The following is an 18,136-nucleotide window of genomic DNA, read 5'->3' on the forward strand; positions in this document are numbered from 1 at the left end:
CTTCCAGCCTTCAACCGTGATCGGAGCCCTGCCCATGAATGACCGCCCGATAGTGCTTGGGACGCTGCCTGACGGCCGTCGTCTCCACCTCGATGGCGTGGCGGGATATTGGCCGGCCAGCGGGGGTCTTTTACTGATTCGAGGTGAGGAGCCAGTTACGAGCGGGAAGACATACCTCGACGAGATCATCAGTCAGTTTTGCCGTACAAGTGCAACACATGTGATCGACCTCGTCGGAGGTGACTACAGCTGGATGTTGGAAGGTATGAGGACACTCTCCAGGTCCATGGGCCATGCCTGCATGAGTGTCGGCGAGATATTTGGAGGAATGCATGAGGATCCGCGCGGTACAACTGTCATCATCAACGGCGCCGAGTCACTCCAGGCTGATGCCCATGAGTATTCATCCCTCCTTGCCGAGAAGCTGAACCACCTCATCGCTTCGCCGCCTCGAGGAGGAGCGTCCTTGGTACTGGCGGGTCGCGACTTGGACGTTTCCGAGCTTCTGGTGGGCGGCTTGAACGGAGCCCATCGCATCCAGCTCAGCAACTGTGAAGGGTTGCAGGGCGCTCAGTATTTGCACGGTGACCTGCGGGATGCCGTTATTCCTGCCGGGGCTGCCATTTTTGAAGGGCCTCTCGGGTCCCCATCAACGTTTTTTAGCCCTCTTGTTGGCCCCGATGGTAACTCCGTGGGAGACGCGTTTTTAGAGCTGCCGACAGGAATTGAAGGGGCAACCTTCTCGACCGCGTGGGCACCGAACCTTGTGGTTAAGGGCAGTTCACGTTCAGCTCGGTCGCAGCTGATCGCGGACATGGCAATGGCTGCCCAAGACTCTGGAGCGCTCACTTGGGTCGCCACGTCAGCCCCAGAGTCCGCAGTGAGCGCCAACTGGCGCCACCATCAGGGGACTATGGCCACGGGAGTCGTGCAGACAAGAGAACTCCTGCGGCTCGTTTTCGATCGGGTTCTTCCGCGCATCGATGCGTGCCGAAGACTAGGAACCAAAGACGTAAGAGACTTTCGGATTTCTGCCGAGTTGGCACGGCCCATCGCAATATTTATTGATGATCTTGATGGCCTGATAAAAGGCAGAGCAAACCAGACTGACGTTGTGGACGCAGCTGAGGCTGTGGAAACCCTAATCAAGTTCCTTGCCAACACCGCTAATCAAACCAACGTCACGCTGGTGATTGGCACTTCCGCCAGTGGACTGGCGGATTTGGCTGGTTACGACTCGCTCTGGAACAGCGCAGCCCAGCTGCAGCTATCTCCACCCATTCCCGAGGCCCGCTCCGATGACGCGGCGTCGTACCTTGCTGCGCCTGGACTTCCAGCCGTCAAACTCGGTAAGGCGAGTTGTAGCAAGAGAGCCTGACGGTAGCGTCAATTTCCGTTTGAGTCAGCTCGCATTCCGCAACGTCTGGACTTCGCCTTCCAGCGCTCGCTCTATCGTGACGCCGCCATCCGGGCCAGGTCCGGCCGGGAACTCGCCCGTACTCCAGCGCAGCTTATTAGCGTCTTGGCAACCCCGGCCTTGTCTGAGCCCACGCACAATCTGGTGACCCGCATCGGCCAGGGGCACACCTGTCTTCCACCAATTGGGCACCTCGTCATCCGGTGCTGCCCAGTCATTGTTCGCAAAATAGCGCCTGTTGATGGGCCACTCAGCTGCCGACAGGTATTGCTCAGACACGATTTCGCACCACACGCCGTCGGCGCTCGGCGTGGCCTGCGCGTAGGGCCGAGTTGTGACCTCCTCATTCCCGTCGTATTCGACGCGCAGAAAGCTGTTCCACGGCATCTTTGCCAAGAGTTGACCGATGAGTTCGCCTGCTTGGTGCCATTCCTCCGCCTCACGTTGGGATTTCGCGTCATTGATGGCCAGGCTTTCATCCTCAAATCCAAATGGAAAGCCCCAGTAAAACTCGTGGGTGTCCGGCTCTTCGTCGACTTCTTCCTCTTGGGGGAGTATGACTTCGATGGCGGCTTCCCAGCTACCGTAACGACGGATCAGCTCTACGGCTGAAGGATGTTCTTCTCCCACGGCGGCGGCCGCGATGATCCACTGGTCGTAAAACTCTATGTCCATGGGCTTCCCGAACTGCATGCATTCCTCGGTGGAACGGTCGAGGACGTCCAAGTAGTCCAGCTCTGTGAAGCGGTGGTCACTGGACAGAAGTCGCATACCTACCGAGCTCAGCAAACTTTCCCAGGACCCGTGACCGTAGCGTGCGCGCAAGGTTCGTCCCGGAACGGGCCAGGGGTCATCCGGGTCGTTCGTAATTGAACCAAGGCGCCTCGACACTGCCCGCGTAGCGCTCTCGTAGTCCTCGTGAGAAATGGTCGTGATTGTTCTAGCTCGGATGGCAAGAGCTGTCGTTTCGATGACGCCGAGAATCTCTGCCATGCGCCGATATGGCAAGCGTGCATTCAGAATGCCCCGGAGCTCCGACACCGCGGTGAGGGACATCTTTCCCAAGGCCAATTGATAGTCCGGTTCTATTTTATGGTGGACTCCCGCGACATACAGCAGGCTTAGCTTGTCACAGATCCGCCGTGTCGGGATGTCCTCGACCGTCTGACCCCCGGGAATGCCGGGGATGTGCAGCAGCTCCGCGGCGGGCGGGATGTCGATTGAAATACCCAGTGCTTTTAACACTTTGGGTATTTCATCGCGATCAATTCCCGAGGCGTGGAGCCGCTCAACCATTTCCTCATTGGCGAGCAGCACCTCGTTGGTTGCCGATGCGCGCCGCCGAACAGCGCGTGAGCGCTCCAATTCATCGCTTGGGCTGCTCTCCGCCATGATCAGGAGGCAGACCTCTCCAAGGTCGCGCTCCGTCGCCCTGGCGATCGCACGGAGCGGATCACCCTTCCTGTACGAGTCCATAAAGTCAGACTCGATCATCCAGTCTGACGGCACACGAATGCCCACCTGGTGCTGTTCCTTGCCGGCAAATGCCCCCAACGCTTCTCGCCTACCCCTTCACCGAACGCAGGGCGTCCGCCCAAGTGCCGTAGATGTTTCTGACCGATGCGCCGGAGGGCCGGGACCGGCCAGCTGCTAGTTCCTGCTTCACCCAGTCGTCGTAGGCTGCGTACGTCGCATTCGTTTCGGCAGCCGCCGCATGGAAGCAGAAGTCACTCACCGCGTCGTCATACTCTTCACGGGTGAACTTCAGCAGTCCCTTTGATCGGCCCTGCTTTGTGGTCCCGATTCCCATTGCTTCCAAGGCCTCGTTCCAGCCCCCGAAGCGCTTCATCACTGTCTGTCGGGTAGGCGGCCACGGGAAAGCTCCCTGCCGAGACACTAGGCCGAAGGCCACAACAAGTTCGTCGCGGAGCTCCTGGTAACGGGCGCCGGTGATGCTGGTGGTCGGATCCTTCGTGACGTGTTTCTGGGCGGCGCCAATAACTCCCAGGATGGTTGCCACGTCATCGGCGGACGCTTCTGCCGATTCCAGGGCGGCCCGTAGCTCGCTCATGAGGGACAGGTCCAGGTTCACTGCCGCCCACTCACGGTCGGGCGCAAGATTCCTGTCGGATCCCAGCAGGAACCAGATCCCGGCAGCCAGCGCCTCTTGGGAGAAGATGTCATCGACCTGCGCCTTGGAGAAAAGAACGGACGATCCCTTTAGGGCTTCTTCGGCCAGATCAACGTCGATCGCCGGGTACAGCGCCTGAAGCTTCAGCACGGCATCAGGCCGGGTCACGCCGCGCTTGGCCATCTGGCGGGCGAGGTCCCCGTACTCAGCGAGGAAGGTTTCATGCGCCGCCTTGGTGGCCGCTTCACGTGCCGCGATCCGGTTCCTGCGGGATTCCTCGGCGTTCGTTCCGCCCACCTTGGCGATGATCTGCCGGACCCGCTCGCGGGTGATGCCAAAGCTTTGGCCGATGGCGTCCAGCGTCTCACCGTCGGCGTAGCGCTCAACCATTGCAGCGTCACGCTGCTCCCGGCTGAGTTCAGGAGTAGTTGTCATGGTCATATTCCTATCAGCAGGCTCGGACATTACTTGGCACCAGCGGGCGTGGCTCAGTCCACGAGCGGATCAGTGCTGACATCGGCTTCCCTCAGCACCCGCATGAACAGCGAATTCGGCCGCGCCCCGGGCAGCACGCGCTGTAGTTCTTCCAATGCTTCCAGTGGAGAAACGCCGGCAACACGAGCGCCATACAGGGCCGCAACAGTAGGGGTGCGGGACTCCGCTCGGACACAATGCAGGAGCACGGTTTTGTCCTCCGCCCGGTAGCGTTCGACGGCGGCCGCCGCCTCTGCGAGGACAAAGGCTGTATGAGCGTTGTCGTCTCCTACCGCGGAGTCCACCACCCAGAAGGTGGCATGGTTCTCCGGTGACATGCCCGGCACATCCAGCGTGCCCAACCGGCAGAGTGACACCACCGCGTCGATGCCCAGCTCATCCACCCGCTGAAGCGAGCCGACCCCGCCCAGCCACACCCCGTCGTCGTGCGGATGCCGGACCAACGCGTCGGTGCGGCTCCACATGCTGTAGTCGTGCCGTTCAGCGCGCGGCCAGGACGTGGACCGGTGGCCTTCGCCTCGGCCCAGCTCCATGCCCAGCCCCATCAGATCGCGGGCACGCAGGCCCGGCCACCCGTGGAGCCGCTGCCGCCATTCGAAGGGCACCGCAGTGTAGCCGTACGCCGCACCCAGCAGGCCGCCCGCGATGGCCGCCACCGTGTCGGTGTCGCGCCCGCCGCGTACCGCCTCCTCCAAGGAAGCCCGAAGATGGGCCGGACCGGCAGCCGAAAGGCCCGCATAATGGATAGCGCTCCATGCCCCCTGGAACGCCTCAACCACCCAGCCGTTCCGGCTGAAGTCGCGGGGCCGGGACCGCTCGGCCGTTTCGATCCGCTCAAGCCACAGCGAAGCCCGCTCGGCGGGCAGCAGCCGGAGGCCCACCCGGACATCGAGCAACCCGGTAAGAACGGCGTGACGGATAGCAACACACCACAACCCGCACGCCTCCTGCGCATCAGGATCGGCATGGGTCAGGGCGCTCAGCTCAGCCGCAGCAGCCATGAGTTGAGAAGGCTCCCGGTCCAGGTACGCCAGCGCGAGGGGAGCAGTGCGCATCAGCGAACCGTTGCCCGCGCTCCGTCCAGTCCGGGCATGGAAGTCAGCGGCCGCGGCAGTGAAGTCCGCGGCCTCAACCTCGCGGCCAGCAGCGGTAGCCAGCCTCCGTGCAGCAGCGGTGACGGCACTCGTCTGCGCTCCAACGTCTTTCGCTTCGACCGCCCACGAGGTCCATGCCCGGACCACCGTGGTGAGGGCCGCGGGGGAGTAGGAACCGCCGTCGGACGGGGACTCCAGCAGGGCCTGAGCGATGGGAAAGGCCATGGAGGTGTCGTCGGTCCATTCGGCCGGCGCGAACCCAAACGGGCCGCCGCCCTTCATGGTGACGTCGGCGCCATCCGGCAGCGGGGCGCCGAACTCGTAGCCGGCTCCGAGGGCGTCGCCGGCGGCCAGGGCGACGAGGACACCGGCCGCACGGTCATTCTGCAAAGGGTTCAGTTTCATGCCATCTCCATCAGGGGGTGTTGGGTGTTCCAGCCGGTCAGGTGCGCCAGCTGGGGCGTTCGTTGGGGGAGCGCGACGGCGATGCCGGCGGCGGTGACCGCTCCGGCGGCGCGGGAGACGTTGCGGCTCCGGAGTGAGCCGTGGTTCCGCACCTCCACGGCCGCGGCGCCGCCGTCGAACGTCCCGAAGTCCATCGCCTGCACCTGCGCGGCGAGGTCGCGCGCCCGCTGACCTGGCATCGGCCCGGAGGCCAGCGCCTGGGGCGGCAGGAGTTCAAGGTCCAGCAGCGCTGACTCGATCAGCTGCCGGTAGTGGCGGCGGAAGAGCGTGTTGGTGCCGAACACCTCCAGGAGCAGGGGCTGCTGGCCCAGGCCGATCACCACGCCGCGCTGGCCCTCCAGCGGGGCAGGCGCGTCCGCGGCGCTGAACCTGTTCCGTTCCTCCTTGTCCTCCTTGAACCAGTCCAGATGCTGGAGGAGTGAGCTGGTGGCGGAGGCGCCCCGGGCGGCGTCGAAGCGCCGGACCCGCTCCCAGATGCGGTCCTGCCGGTCGCCGCCCCGTTGCCTGTTCAGGCCATTGGCGAGCTCGGACCACACGTTCAACGGCGCGCGGCGGGCCTGTCGCCGGTGGCTGTTCTGTCCGGCTTCCCAGCGGCCCGCCTCTACACAGAAGGTGTCGATGTCGCGGCTTTCGCCTGCGCCGAGGACGACGTCGCGGGCGCAGGTCCGGTGCTGCTGGCCACCTTCGAGCAGCTCGCCTTCCACCAGCAGTGCCGGGTGCGGGCCGTTGTTGGTGACGGTGAGGCGGGACACCTGGGCGCCGCTGGCAAGTTCGGTGACGGCGACGTTTGCGTGGGTGCCGGTGCTGATACCGAGGCTTCCGGGGGCGGAGGTCCAGACGGGGAAGATGCTGAGCGGGCCGAGGCTGCTGCCGGCGCCGACGTGAAGCTGCGGAACTTTCATGATGACCTCCGTTTTATTTATCGCAGTTCTGCGTTAATTGCTTCCAGTATGCACGGGTTGCTTCTTTAGCGCAATACTGCGATAAATGGAGATGTGAAGGATTCCAAGAACACTCCAGGCCGGTCCCTGCTCGACTACCCGCGGCCGTCGGTGGCGGTGGATACGGCGGTGCTGACCGTGGCGGAGGGGAGCGTGTGCGTGCTGCTGGTTCGCCGCGCGGAGGATCATCAACACGGGAAGTGGGCCCTGCCGGGAACGTTCCTGCGTGAGGGCGAGACCCTGGCGGACGCGGTGCTGCGGTGCCTGCAGGAGAAAGCCTGGATTACGGGGCGGGTGCCGCGGCAGCTGCAGGTCTTTGACGAGCCGGGCCGTGATGACCGCGGCTGGGTCCTGTCAGTGGCGCACGTGGATGTGGTACCGCTGGCGGCTTTGGAGGAGGCGCTGACGTCCGACGGCGTACGGCTGGCTTCCGTGACAGGGGAACCGGAGCTGATCGCCGGGCTTCCCTATGGACACGCGGACATCGTGGCCAAGGCGGTGGATTGGCTGCGTGCTGCTTATGCGGAGGCGCCGGATCCTGGGGCGCTGCTCCATGAGCCGTTCACCCTTAAGGAGCTGCGGGAGCTGCATGAGGTGGTGGCTCGCGCACCGCTGATGCGGGACACGTTCCGGCGGTTTATGGAACCGAAGCTGAAGGGGACCGGGCAGATGTCCGACGGGACGCGGGGGAGGCCGTCGCGGTTATGGCTACGGGGAGACCGGCAGGGCAATTCGGCCTGAAGCCGCCCGCCGCAGTCAGGAAATCTTCGCGGAGAAACCCCTAGCCCGTCACCGTTGGCCAGTAGGTCAGCGGCGTGACGGCACCTCGTTTCTTGGCCGGCGTTCGGTAACCGTACTGGCCAATCACCCTGTCGAACACCGGACCTTCAAGCACCGGGCTGACCTGAAAGCCGCGCCTGCCAGTAATCGGGTCTTGCTCCCAGGCGTCCTGCCGAATCTTGAATAGGCCCCTCGTCACACCGCGGTGTACAGCCACAACATGTTCGATCCCGTCCCTTTCAATGCGGGACTGGCTCAACTTCCACCAGCAGCGCACGGAGTCGCCGAGCTCCGCAGCAAACAACGCTCTATCTCCGGTACTGAGCCACTCGGACTTGAAGCCGTAACCAGCGCGCACAGAGCCTCCGGGGGTCACTTCCTCCGCATCAACCCATGACTTTAGGGTGACCAACAACAGTGGCGGCGTATCGGCGCCAAGGTCCGGCGCTGCGAACTCTGAGACGATGTTCTCCAAGGTCTCGATCCCGTGTCCGTGCGACGATTCACGTCGGGCATTCGTGAGCTGATCCAAGTGCGCGAGCGGGTGAGGAGTTTGGCTCGGCATCAGTTGGAAGGAACTGAGCAGATCAATGGCTGCCGCCTCAACTTGGGTGTATTCGGACCCCATGCCGTGCCGCAGTATCCAGATTTCCGGTTCGAGACCGTCCTGGCGGATGCCATGGATAGCAGTGATCTTTCGAGAGTGCTCGCCTTGGGGTTCCTCTGTCGGCGCTGTTAGAGCATCGGCCTCCAGCCCGTGGTCGAGTACCCGCGTTCTGGTGCCCTTGCCAACGTAGAACGGATTCCCCGTTCGGGGGTCTATCAGCAGGTACACGTAGTTGCCCAGATACTCGGCAACCTGCTCTAGGACCTTTTTCTCAACCTTCATAGTTTGTCCGTCCTTGATGGGAACGGCTGCGGCCCAGCCGTTCGAGTGTCTTGTCGAGTAGCTCCCAGACTTCCTTCGTTTCTGGAGAGCGCGGTTGCGCAGCCAGTTCCATTAGTTGGGCACGTAGCCTGGACTCGGCCTCATTTAGTCCGGCGTCATAGGAGGGGGCCAGCAGATACGAGTGGTTGTCGGTTGCGTACGAGGCCATCATGTCGAGGAATATTTCAAGTTCGCGTCCTGCTGCCGCGAGGGCTGTGTGCACTTCTTCTTCGCCCGCGTTCTGCCCTGGTGCGCCGGACATGGGAAGGATGTCCAGATTTCCAGACCAGACAAGGCTCTGGAGGGGTTCATGGAAGAGCGAGAGTACGGTCCCCATCTGGTGCTCCTTGGAGCCCGTTGGCGGTAGCGCACGCCTGACGTCGTGGACAATCTCATGGAAGTGGTCATCGGCGAGCCCGAACCCCACAAACAACAAGTGATGGGTCAGCAGGTGTGCCTTGACCAGAGCGGACAGCGCTTCCCGGTTGCTGTTGTACCCGAGGTAGTCGTCACGGGTCAGCACAATGCTCTCCGGCGCACTGACCGAGCCATGGAGTTTCAGCAGCCAGTCATTGCCAACCGCAGGAATGTTCTCGGGCATGACCGTTCGCGGCCGTTGCGCATCTCCGCAGGCCATTTCGAAAAGCCGGTCATAGTTCAAGGTGATCGCCCCGGCAGAGGGCAGCGCGGCGAGAAGCGCGGGTGCCAGCCCATATCTCGGCACGTCGACCGCCGCAGCAACGGCTCGGCCAAAGGCCGCCCGAGATCCGTGCTGGTCGGCATAGAGCTGCTCCAGCACTCCGGCTTGGTCCAGCGGTCCCAGCCCCTGAAACGCCGCCGACTCTGCTTCTTTCAGGCGGACGCCGGTCCGCAACGTGTCGAGGAGTTGGCCCCAGCTGGGTGCGCCAGCGCTGACGCTGACTCCTGCGCCCAGGAATGGGACTAGGTGACCGGCGCCTGCAGTCTGCCCAAGGGATTTTGCCTTGGCATGCAGGTGGGGTTCTAGGGAAGGCCAGGACGAGCCGTCGGACGCCTCTCGGCGCAGCTTCTGAGCCAGTGAGAACGCGGCTCGGTCTCTCAGCACGAGCACAATGTCGACGTCGTAGCGACTGGCCAGTCCGGCGGAGGCATCGAGGATGGCACGCAGAGCAGCGCCAAGATGATTCCCGGCGCCCCCACCGGCGGTTCCGAAGAAGGGTAAGGCAAGGAGTCGATAAGGTCGGTCGTCGGGCAGCACTGGCACAGTCATGAGGGCGCTACGGACGAACGCCTCAAGACGTTCGGCGACGACGTCGGGCCCCCATGTACCGTCGTTCGGTACTGCCGTCATGATTGGCAGGGGTGATGCGGACTCCCAAGAGCGGATGGGTTCGGCGAGTGTGCTTCCGTCACGGAATTCCGCCGATGCAGATGCCGCTGCCATGCTGCGTAGCTCCGAATGTGCCCGCAGCCAAGGCTCCTCGATTTTGACAGTGCAGTCCGTAGGCAGCAGCCATGCGTCACACCGGAGATTCAGGATGTCGGCCAGGGCTACGAAAACGTGCGGTTGCGTCATGGAATCTGTTTATCAGAATTGGCCGAGAGCTGCGGGCAGTTCGTGGATAAGAGATGGCGTGCAGTATTCGGTCGCAATTTCGCTCGAACGCAGCTATACCATTGCCGTCGGGTACCGGTATCCGGATTACGGAAGGAAGTCCTATCGCTGGCGCCGCCAGATCGCGCAGGGCGTGATAATAAGCGCGCCGCCTCTGCACCAGGGCCAAAAGCTACAGCTTTCTTCGACTGTCTGTACTTGTCCGCAGTCGGAGCGAACCGGCGCAAGAGCTCTTCGTATTCGTTGAGTTCGACCCGAAGGAGAGCCGGTTGGATAGTGCTCGAATGATTGCAGCCGAAAGCTGGTGAAGTGCAGGAACTCGTCGATCTCAATAATCGTTCCGGTTTGCTGGTGCATGAAGCCACTTGGAAGGGTGTAGTTCGCTTGGCCGCCTGCTTAGTCGGGTTACCGCCAAGGGACATGAAAATGCAATTTCGTGCACCGGTCGCCGAAGTCTTGATCGGGTAAACCGAAGTGCCCTCTTTGATTGAGCCACGGTTTCTTATACCGAACAAGTTCCACACCTTCTTGGCGTGCTGAGAGTAGGTGCGCATTTTCACAGTCACCGACTGCTATGAACCGACTACAGAGTGAATCGAACTCCTTCCGCACAGGTGGTCTGGTCCTGAAAACCCCAAAGCAATGGTCGCGATCCAGGTCTCTTATTGGTGCCGTTCAACTACAGGGGCTTGCACATGCTGCGGCTTGCGCAGGCCCCCCGGTAGTTGGGCCAAGCTACAGAACGCATCCTTTCCACGGCAGCTGACGACTGATCCCCGGCGCGATCAGGCCAAACATAAGCTGCCATAGAAAATTGCTTATCCGGTACGGCTGTGGTCAGCCCTTAGGTCGAACCCTAGGCGCTCGGCTTCGTCCAAAATCTTCACTCCCTGAAGTGCCTGCTTTACAGAAGGCGCTCGCCCCTTTTCGAGGAGATTGCCCAAAGAGTAAGCAATTGATCGCTGAAAGGACTGCAGGTTACTGGTTTCTTTCGCCCATGAAGAGATAGCTTTCCACGTGTGGGAAGAGGCCATGATGACTCGCTTCAGCGCTTCCGTTTCTTCGTCGGATTTAGCCGCGGCGGCTTCGGGCGTGTCAGCCATGTTGTTGGGCCCGAGGTAGGGCGTCGAGGACTTTGTAAGGATGTCATCAGGGGCCAGCCAAGGAATGCCGCACACCGCGTCCCAGCACTCCTTCTTCTTGGCCCACTCCGTAACGTTCCTGGTGCCAGCACTTTGGAGGATCACCTCATGCACTCGGGGCACCAATTCCCTGATGACCTCTGCCAGCCGCTCAGGAAGCTGCTGTTCTTGCCATATCTTGTTGAGGTCGAGTCGCTGCTTTGATCCTCGCGACAGAAATGCCAACGTGTAGGCGACAGTCACAGACCTATAGCCTCCTAGAGCCAATTTGGTTACTATGCGTTCGGTTTCTTTCCAGAGGATCCCCTTGGCCACCAAGCGCTCGAAGTAGGCTTCGTCAGGTAGAGTTCGGTCGCCATTCTCTGTGCGTGATTGGAGGAACTCCCGGAAGTTCTTCTCGGCGCCTAGGCTGACAACGTGTGGCTTTTGCAGCCACATGTGTTCGTACTTGGCGACGTCGGTTTTGAGGATCTTCTGTGAGATTGGATGCTCGCTCTTGAAACTCCTCTGCGCCGCGGGTGTCCGTTCCCGTGCGACGGCGTCGGCGTACTGGCCCCGAGCTCGCTCGAAGAACCACCGCGTCATTTGGTGGGAGCCATCCTTGCCTGGAGCCCACTTAGAACGCGAAATCTGTTCCATGGCCACGTGGAACTTATCATTTGCCGTAAAGTCGGCCATGCGAACGGGATTTTGCGCGTTGGAAAATTGAGAAATTGATCGAGCCAATTCATGACGGACTTCATCGGCGACGACTGTCAGCTTCAGTTGCACTTGGACTTCGGAGAGATCTCGCTTGCTCTTGGAGAGCGCGTGGTAGAGCGAAGCTGTCGTCTGCCCACCATTAACGATCTGCACGTCATGCAGATTTGTCACCAAAGTCTGTTCCCCCCTGGTAGTTTTCTCAACGCCGGCCGCCGTCAGCGAAAGACCGTTGTTGTAGGCGAGAAACCGATCGGGCTCGGCTGCGATCGTGGACTGAATCCCTTGATTGATCTTGCCGCGCGTTTGTAGGAAGGAACGGACATTAAGCTCCAGAAGCCTAGGGCCATACAGGCCATAGATTCGAGCTAAGACATCTCCCGGGATAACCGCCAGATAGGATTCATAATCATCCGGGTCGCCAAAGGGTCCAAGCGCTTGAATGCCATCGATCCCGTAATCGGGAAAGTTGATATACACCGGCTCCTGCGCTTCCCCGGAGCTGTCAATTTTGTGAATGCGCTCCAAGTCCCACACCTCGACGGTCACTGGGCGCTCGCGGATATCTCCGAGAGCCGGGATTTCCGTTCGGAGGCGCAAATTGCTCAGAACCATCAGCCGGATGCTCTCGACTGTCGGCCATAGGGTCTTAATCTCAGAAACCACATCGTGAAGATCAGATGATTCGTCAACGTACTGGTCCAGGTTCATTGATGAGTGCGACGTAAATCCGCTCATCCCCGCTAACAACGGTTGTAGGTCGGCCTTGGTCAGACTGGAGATACCGTCTGTCGAGCGAAAGAGCGTACCAAAAACAGTGAGGCGGCTTCTCTCCTCATCCCAGTCCATACCTGAGCAAATCAACCCTGGCTTGGACACTACCGCGATCCGTGGATCATTTGCCTCACCTGCCTCGAGGAGGAGGTTCGCAGCATACTCTGTGAAGGCTTGGGCCAAGCTCTGGGGAGACTCCTCATTCTCCGCGGTGGAACGAACTTCCTGTGTGAGCTCGCCGTGAAACTGTTCGACCGTAGTCATGCGTAGGTCCTCCCAAAAACTTCCAAGACATCGTCGGCCGAAAGAACCCACGGACCACAAGATTCCAAGTCGATTTTGTAACTGACCTGATTAACTCCCTTTGGCAGGTCCGCCTCCGTGATCCTAGGAAAATCATCACGCACTTCTAACCACTGCTTTTTGCGCACTTCGAAGGTGTTGGTGTACTGGTCAGAGTGCTCATCGATGTAGCCGCTCCTGATGAGCCTGGCTTCCAATGTCAGACTGGCCTGTTCATGACCGCTCATAGCGGCCCGGACATCGGCCACCAAACTCGGAAGCTTGAATCCGATCCCGTCTCCCCTGATGTCGAGACTGTAGGTGGCCAGGAGGAAGGTCTCCGTCTGAACTAGGTCAAGTTGCCGTTCATTGGCGATGGTCACGTGGCGCGACCCAGTAGAGGATGTTGACTTGACTTCGACGGCAAGCCTGCCGTCACAGAAATCCTGAAGTGCTCGCTCCGGGCCGAACCAACTAATAGCCGCCCTCTCCGCTCCAGCGTATGGAATGAAGTAGTCCCGCAGCGTTAGTAGCTCTGCTACTAATCCAGCTTGTGCTTGGGCACTGAGACCTCGATGGGCAACGCTAAAGAATCCCTGCCACAAGGCCAGGCGGCGGACAATTGACCTTATTAGCTTCCCCGCCTCTAAGCCATCCACTGAACCGGTGATATCGCGGGCTAGAGCCTTAAACACAGACGTGACCTCTGCAGCTGACTCCAAGACTCGCAATTCAAGAATTCCCCCTCCCGCATCGATCAAACTGATGTCGAGCCCCGCTACGGGAGGAAGGATTTCTTGGATCTCACTAAGCTGAGCGGGCGCCCTGAAGAGGAGGCCCCTTCGCCGCCCAGATGTGAAGCTGACCAGCGCGAAACGGTCTTGGCCTGGTGGCGACGGCAGCCGCCTTCGAACCTCCCCTTGGCTTGAGTGACTCGACTCCAACGACCTCCAGGCGTCGTTGAGACCAAGGTCTTGGAGGGCTGGTCTGTCAGGTCCGCTATTCACCTGCTTCACCTTCATCGTCGTCTTCGAACATGGCATCCCAATAGACCGAGTTCACCTGATACTCAACGGCCAGATCGTTATCACTTTGAGGGAATGAAACAGCAAATCCCACGAGGGGAGTAGGCCCTCCGTCCGTTGTTTGGGACTCTTGGAGCAGATCTTCGTGGAGTAGTTCCTTGGGGTTCAACGGGTACACCATCAGGTAGCCCTTGGTCTTGTCCCGAACCATCCTTTCAGCAGCAGCTGACGGACGAGTTGGCCTCTCGGTCCCCGCCTTGGCCTCTCCAGCATCGAAGCGTTCCTGAGCCCAGCCAAGGGCTCGGTTCCATTCTTCAGATCCCTTCTGGAGCGGCAAAAGTTCGTCTCCGGAACTCACAAGTCTTTTGATCGTCACCCTCGGCTGCCGAACCCGAGCGCTTTCTGATTCCTGGATTTGGTCCTCGCGCTTAGGGAAAGGTGCACGAACAAACAAGCCTAATACTTTACCGGTGGACGTCGTTCCGAATCCCTCCGCATCATTAGGCGATTGGCGCGATCCGATCAAAACAGTCCAATTGTCAAGCTCAGGATCGTCCAAATGCCTGCATTGCCGAATGTAGTCAACGAGCGGCTTCGGGAGGCCGCGGCCAGCATCCCTGTGCGCGGCATAGGAACTCAAGAAATCAAGGACGACACCAGCGTTAACTTCTGCAACTTGTGATCGCTCTAAAATGCCCGGCCTAACGTCGCAAGCAGTCATCAGGTCATCTAACGCCTCCCAGTTCCTTTCCCGGGAAACGGCAGAAGTGTCAAAAAGCAGAGTTTCGCATTGAGTGCCTGCGAAGGATACTCGAAGGCTTTGCGCGTTCCTTGACTTATTGCGCGCAGTGACCATGAGGCCATCAGGGTGCTGTTGGACCCGCAGGCCAAAGTCCTTCGGTGTTTTGTTCATTTGCGCCATAATGTCAAATTCACGGTACAGCTTGGCGGTCGCATTAGTAATTCGCTCATACCAGGTTACTAACTGGCTGGTCGTGAAAATTCGGCACAAGTCGAGGTATCCTGGGCGATATCCAAACCACCTACCCATCTGCATTAGAGTGTCATACATTCTCGATGCCCTGAGATAGTAAGAGGTCGTTAACCCTTCGAGAGTAAGTCCGCGAGAAAGTTTGTCTCCTCCAACGGCAATAACGGTAAGCCCCTCAGGTCGAGAGGAATACATCAGTGAATCCTTAACAGACCCATTAACTACCTGCACTTCGACTTCATTCAGGACGGAAGAAATAGCGCCGGCGACTTCATACCACGGCGACATCTCCATGCAGTCGGACCTTGATTCCTCTTGCCGCAGCATCGTGGAGTTCGTGCTAACGAAATCCAGCTCGTACAACTGTTTCAATTGGGAGAGATACCCTGAGTCGCTGCCATTTTCGTGCCGGACGGAATCGCGGAGTTCCTTGACATAGTCGTCTACTTGAAGTCGGACACCTTCTTGAACATCTTTGAAGCGCGTCACGTGAATAAGCATGGAAGAATGCTTGCTTTTAATCGGACGAAGACGTTTGATCGCGGAGGAAATAATGAACGATTGAATTGCGGTCTTCATTGATTCGGGAAGCTCGCCGTCTGGCACATCTATCTTTTTATGCCCGTCGGGCAACCAAAATTCGTGGTCCTCGACGGTCCGAAGAGTGGGAATTGGGGCTACGCTTTCCAGTCCAACGTCTGTGTCTTCGTCCAATCCAAAAAAGCGGATCGGACCGGAATAGTTGGAAGGCTCCGGGAGCCTGATGATGAAGTGTTCTGGAAAAAGGTCGTTACCGACAGAACGGTGTTTTGCCTTCGGGTCAATGAAGATGTTGGCAAACGGCGTGGCAGTGTAGGCGACGTAAGCACTCTGCTCGAAGGTATCCAAGATCTGACGGATGAGTCCGTTGATCTTGGACGGGTCTGCCTCGTCGTCTGTGAGCTTTCTCTGGCTGGTGTCGACGGACGCGTAATCTGCCTCATCGTCAAGCACCAGGAGTGGAAGCTTCTGAACTATTTTTTTATTCGTCTCGGGGTCTACCGTGTGCGTGAGCTCGGTAGCCCACCTGAAGACGTTGGACAGTATTGAGGCATTCTTCTTCACCACGAGGATTACAGGGTCGCCACCTAATGATTGCAGCGCTCTCTTCGCGGTACTAAGGCTGAAATCACCATTCGACTCAACCGTTGTCGAGCAGTTGATTCTTAGGAAGGGTCCTGATTTAAGACCAACACCTGTCTTGGGCGACTGTCCGGTATTGCTAAAGGTGTCAACTGTATTGAAGCCCAGCACACCTTCATTGACGCGCTGCTGCGTTTGGCTTCGTAGACTATCGTGTGCGCCGGCTAAAACAATTACGAGCTTATACCCTGAATCAATGGCTTTGTTGATGAGTCCGATGTAGTTGGATGTTTTACCCGACTGCACCTGGCCGGCGACGAGGCCCCGGCGCTCCCACTTTCCCTCCTTCGTGGGGTCTTCGAGTGCATCCAGTATCTTGTCGGTAACTAGTCCTACGGACTTATCGAAAATATGGCTAGGTCGGCCCTCATCCTCGATCATCAGGCGTCGGTATCTGTCCCAGAAGCGCCACTCGATGTTTGACTTCCGCGCTGTCAGCCAAGGCTCATGATCCGTCGGGTCATAGAGGCCGTCACCGCTTCCTACGTAGGTGTTGAACTCTTTCTCAAGCTGGCGAACAATCTCGTTCAGATCCTTGTCATCAGCGGGCTCTAAACCTCTTTGGACAGAGAAGTCATGAGCATCATTGACTGCAGACTCGATGTCTTCTCTCGTAAGGAGGGATCGATCTTGCTGAAAGTCCTCAAGGTCGACCCGAGCGAGCTTAATAACGCGTTCAAGAATCCTCATTCGACTCCAACTTTCTCCTTGTAGGCGGCCACGATCTCAGGGTAAAGCGAAAAAGGCTCCACGGTTGATAGGTCATTGAGGGCGGTGGCGACGTCCCGCCCTCGATTTGTCATTCGTTGGCATAGAAAATCGAGATCTGCCATCACCTCGTTCGCGTTGCCCTCGTACGGCCGATGCGATGACTCGATACCGTCGGCTACATGAATTGCTATCTGCGTTAGCGGGAGCGTCTCCTCAACGAAGCGAAGTAGACGCCGTATCTCATCTTGGGCTCCAGGAGCTGCCTCCATCAACTGCGTAACGACCGGGTTTTCACGATTGATTCTGTAAGTGATCTTCCCGTCGCGGTCTTTGTATTCCCGCCAAGCAAAGACGAAGTCCTGGGCAGCAGTTCGGGCGCTGAATTGCCCCCTAAATCTGTATACCGATTGCGCTTTGGACTTCGTATCACGGGCAATGCGGCGGAGGTCGGTTACCAGGGCGGCTGGAGGACGTACATGCGACTTTCGGACATCCACTTGCCAGTGGTGGTCCAATTCAACGGGAAAGTCGAGCGCGATCCGGGCAAGCTTCGCATGTTCTTCCTTCATTCCGCCCACACCCAGCCAGCTGCCGGCCACGAGAAGTCTGTCATTGCGATAGACATAAAAACCTTGGTTCGCGTTCCACCCTGCAACCCCCGCTGCCTCACGGTGCTCGTGATCGGATATCTTGCTCTTGTGCGGGAGGACGTACGAGGTGACTTTCACTACGCTGCCGTCTAAGGGGAGGTGCTCTTCGCCGCCTGACCAAGTCCCCAAGTGGGATGCCATGAATGGGTCCCATGGGGTAATCAGTTCCCCGTTTAAGTTAATCTTTAGGGCTCGTCTCGCTGACAGGAAGCGATGGAAGGTCAATGCTAAGTGCCGTTCAACGCGATCAGCCACTGCGAGAAACTGTGTCTTTGTGGCACGTCCCCCACTATCATCAAGTCCGACCAAGCGATCACACTTTGTCCAAATAACCGCTGTTCCTGCTCCGGGTATTGAAATATCGTCGATGACTTGTTCTGGCAGGGTGGTCCTTAGTCGCCATTGCCCGGTCGCTCGTACTTCGTCCAAATCCCAGCGACGCACAGCAATGCCCGATCCGTCGGAGCTCACCACGGTGAGCTCCCGCGCTTGAGAGATGGAAGCGGTCTTCAAGCCTAGGCCGAAACGACCCAGATCGCCGGTAGAGCGTTCTTCAAGCGGGCTTCTGCTTCCTAGGCGCATGGCGTCTAGAAGCTGTTGTGCCCCCATACCACAACCGTCATCTTTGACGACAACGTAGCAGTCGCCGTCATTCCACTGGAATGAGATAAATATGTTCTTTGCTTTGGCCGCAATGCTGTTGTCCACTAAGTCAGCGATAGCAGTTTCTGGCGTGTAGCCGAAAGCTCGCAGCGATTCAAATATTGGACTTGCGCTGGGTTCAACAAGATCCCAGTCATCACCATTGATGTTCAATTCAACCCCTTGGTTCAAG

Annotated in this window: 12 protein-coding genes; 2 read left to right on the forward strand and 10 right to left on the reverse strand. The window is 59.1% G+C overall.

The features are described 5' to 3' along the window. Window positions 1–16 precede the first annotated feature (16 nt). Complete coding sequence (locus tag BMX78_RS06110) at window positions 17–1,378, forward strand: AAA family ATPase (RefSeq protein ID WP_139204889.1); 1,362 nt, start codon at window positions 17–19, stop codon at window positions 1,376–1,378. A gap of 24 nt (window positions 1,379–1,402) precedes the next feature. On the opposite strand, the gene BMX78_RS06115 is transcribed toward BMX78_RS06110, so the two are convergent. From BMX78_RS06115 to BMX78_RS06130, 4 genes are read right to left on the reverse strand one after another with little or no spacing between them, the layout of a single operon-like run. Then, window positions 1,403–2,938: a TY-Chap domain-containing protein gene (locus BMX78_RS06115; RefSeq protein ID WP_091417719.1), complete on the reverse strand. Its 1,536-nt coding sequence runs from the start codon at window positions 2,936–2,938 to the stop codon at window positions 1,403–1,405. 43 nt (window positions 2,939–2,981) lie between these two features. Next, window positions 2,982–3,983, reverse strand: coding sequence for a sigma factor-like helix-turn-helix DNA-binding protein (locus tag BMX78_RS06120; protein ID WP_286138817.1), 1,002 nt, complete (start codon window positions 3,981–3,983; stop codon window positions 2,982–2,984). A gap of 53 nt (window positions 3,984–4,036) precedes the next feature. Beyond that, window positions 4,037–5,542, reverse strand: a complete 1,506-nt coding sequence (locus BMX78_RS06125) for an ADP-ribosylglycohydrolase family protein (RefSeq protein ID WP_091417724.1) — start codon at window positions 5,540–5,542, stop codon at window positions 4,037–4,039. Next, the gene (locus BMX78_RS06130; RefSeq protein ID WP_091417727.1) at window positions 5,539–6,504 is read right to left on the reverse strand and encodes an ARPP-1 family domain-containing protein; all 966 of its coding nucleotides are present in this window, start codon (window positions 6,502–6,504) and stop codon (window positions 5,539–5,541) included. The genes BMX78_RS06125 and BMX78_RS06130 overlap by 4 nt, the downstream gene beginning before the upstream one ends. A gap of 93 nt (window positions 6,505–6,597) precedes the next feature. Here BMX78_RS06130 and BMX78_RS06135 point away from each other — a divergent pair, with 93 nt between their 5' ends. Continuing rightward, window positions 6,598–7,284 carry an NUDIX domain-containing protein gene (locus tag BMX78_RS06135; RefSeq protein WP_091417729.1) on the forward strand — a complete coding sequence of 229 codons (687 nt, stop codon included), beginning with the start codon at window positions 6,598–6,600 and terminating at the stop codon, window positions 7,282–7,284. A gap of 40 nt (window positions 7,285–7,324) precedes the next feature. On the opposite strand, the gene BMX78_RS06140 is transcribed toward BMX78_RS06135, so the two are convergent. The 6 genes from BMX78_RS06140 to BMX78_RS06165 all read right to left on the reverse strand — a co-directional run bounded on the left by BMX78_RS06140 (window position 7,325) and on the right by BMX78_RS06165 (window position 18,117). Then, on the reverse strand, window positions 7,325–8,212 hold the full coding sequence (locus tag BMX78_RS06140; RefSeq protein WP_091417732.1) for a GIY-YIG nuclease family protein: 888 nt from the start codon (window positions 8,210–8,212) through the stop codon (window positions 7,325–7,327). Beyond that, the gene (locus BMX78_RS06145; protein ID WP_091417733.1) at window positions 8,202–9,806 is read right to left on the reverse strand and encodes an SIR2 family NAD-dependent protein deacylase; all 1,605 of its coding nucleotides are present in this window, start codon (window positions 9,804–9,806) and stop codon (window positions 8,202–8,204) included. The genes BMX78_RS06140 and BMX78_RS06145 overlap by 11 nt, the downstream gene beginning before the upstream one ends. A gap of 857 nt (window positions 9,807–10,663) precedes the next feature. Further along, a complete protein-coding gene (locus tag BMX78_RS06150) occupies window positions 10,664–12,724 on the reverse strand; it encodes an AIPR family protein (RefSeq protein WP_091417735.1) in 2,061 nt (686 codons plus the stop codon). Next, window positions 12,721–13,785: a PD-(D/E)XK motif protein gene (locus BMX78_RS06155; protein ID WP_091417738.1), complete on the reverse strand. Its 1,065-nt coding sequence runs from the start codon at window positions 13,783–13,785 to the stop codon at window positions 12,721–12,723. The genes BMX78_RS06150 and BMX78_RS06155 overlap by 4 nt, the downstream gene beginning before the upstream one ends. Next, on the reverse strand, window positions 13,742–16,630 hold the full coding sequence (locus BMX78_RS06160) for a Z1 domain-containing protein (protein WP_091417740.1): 2,889 nt from the start codon (window positions 16,628–16,630) through the stop codon (window positions 13,742–13,744). The genes BMX78_RS06155 and BMX78_RS06160 overlap by 44 nt, the downstream gene beginning before the upstream one ends. After that, window positions 16,627–18,117 (reverse strand): ATP-binding protein, encoded by a 1,491-nt coding sequence (locus BMX78_RS06165; RefSeq protein WP_170850705.1) that lies wholly within the window; start codon window positions 18,115–18,117, stop codon window positions 16,627–16,629. The genes BMX78_RS06160 and BMX78_RS06165 overlap by 4 nt, the downstream gene beginning before the upstream one ends. Between the last annotated feature and the right edge of the window lie 19 nt (window positions 18,118–18,136).

This window comes from Arthrobacter sp. OV608, from assembly GCA_900110595.1.
Taxonomy (GTDB): Bacteria; Actinomycetota; Actinomycetes; order Actinomycetales; family Micrococcaceae; genus Arthrobacter.

Coding starts and splice junctions, on each gene's coding strand:
- BMX78_RS06120 (WP_286138817.1), bottom strand. CDS start 3,983: ATGACAACTACTCCTGAACTCAGCCGGGAGCAGCGTGACGCTGCAATG.
- BMX78_RS06125 (WP_091417724.1), bottom strand. CDS start 5,542: ATGAAACTGAACCCTTTGCAGAATGACCGTGCGGCCGGTGTCCTCGTC.
- BMX78_RS06130 (WP_091417727.1), bottom strand. CDS start 6,504: ATGAAAGTTCCGCAGCTTCACGTCGGCGCCGGCAGCAGCCTCGGCCCG.
- BMX78_RS06140 (WP_091417732.1), bottom strand. CDS start 8,212: ATGAAGGTTGAGAAAAAGGTCCTAGAGCAGGTTGCCGAGTATCTGGGC.
- BMX78_RS06145 (WP_091417733.1), bottom strand. CDS start 9,806: ATGACGCAACCGCACGTTTTCGTAGCCCTGGCCGACATCCTGAATCTC.
- BMX78_RS06150 (WP_091417735.1), bottom strand. CDS start 12,724: ATGACTACGGTCGAACAGTTTCACGGCGAGCTCACACAGGAAGTTCGT.
- BMX78_RS06155 (WP_091417738.1), bottom strand. CDS start 13,785: ATGCCATGTTCGAAGACGACGATGAAGGTGAAGCAGGTGAATAGCGGA.
- BMX78_RS06160 (WP_091417740.1), bottom strand. CDS start 16,630: ATGAGGATTCTTGAACGCGTTATTAAGCTCGCTCGGGTCGACCTTGAG.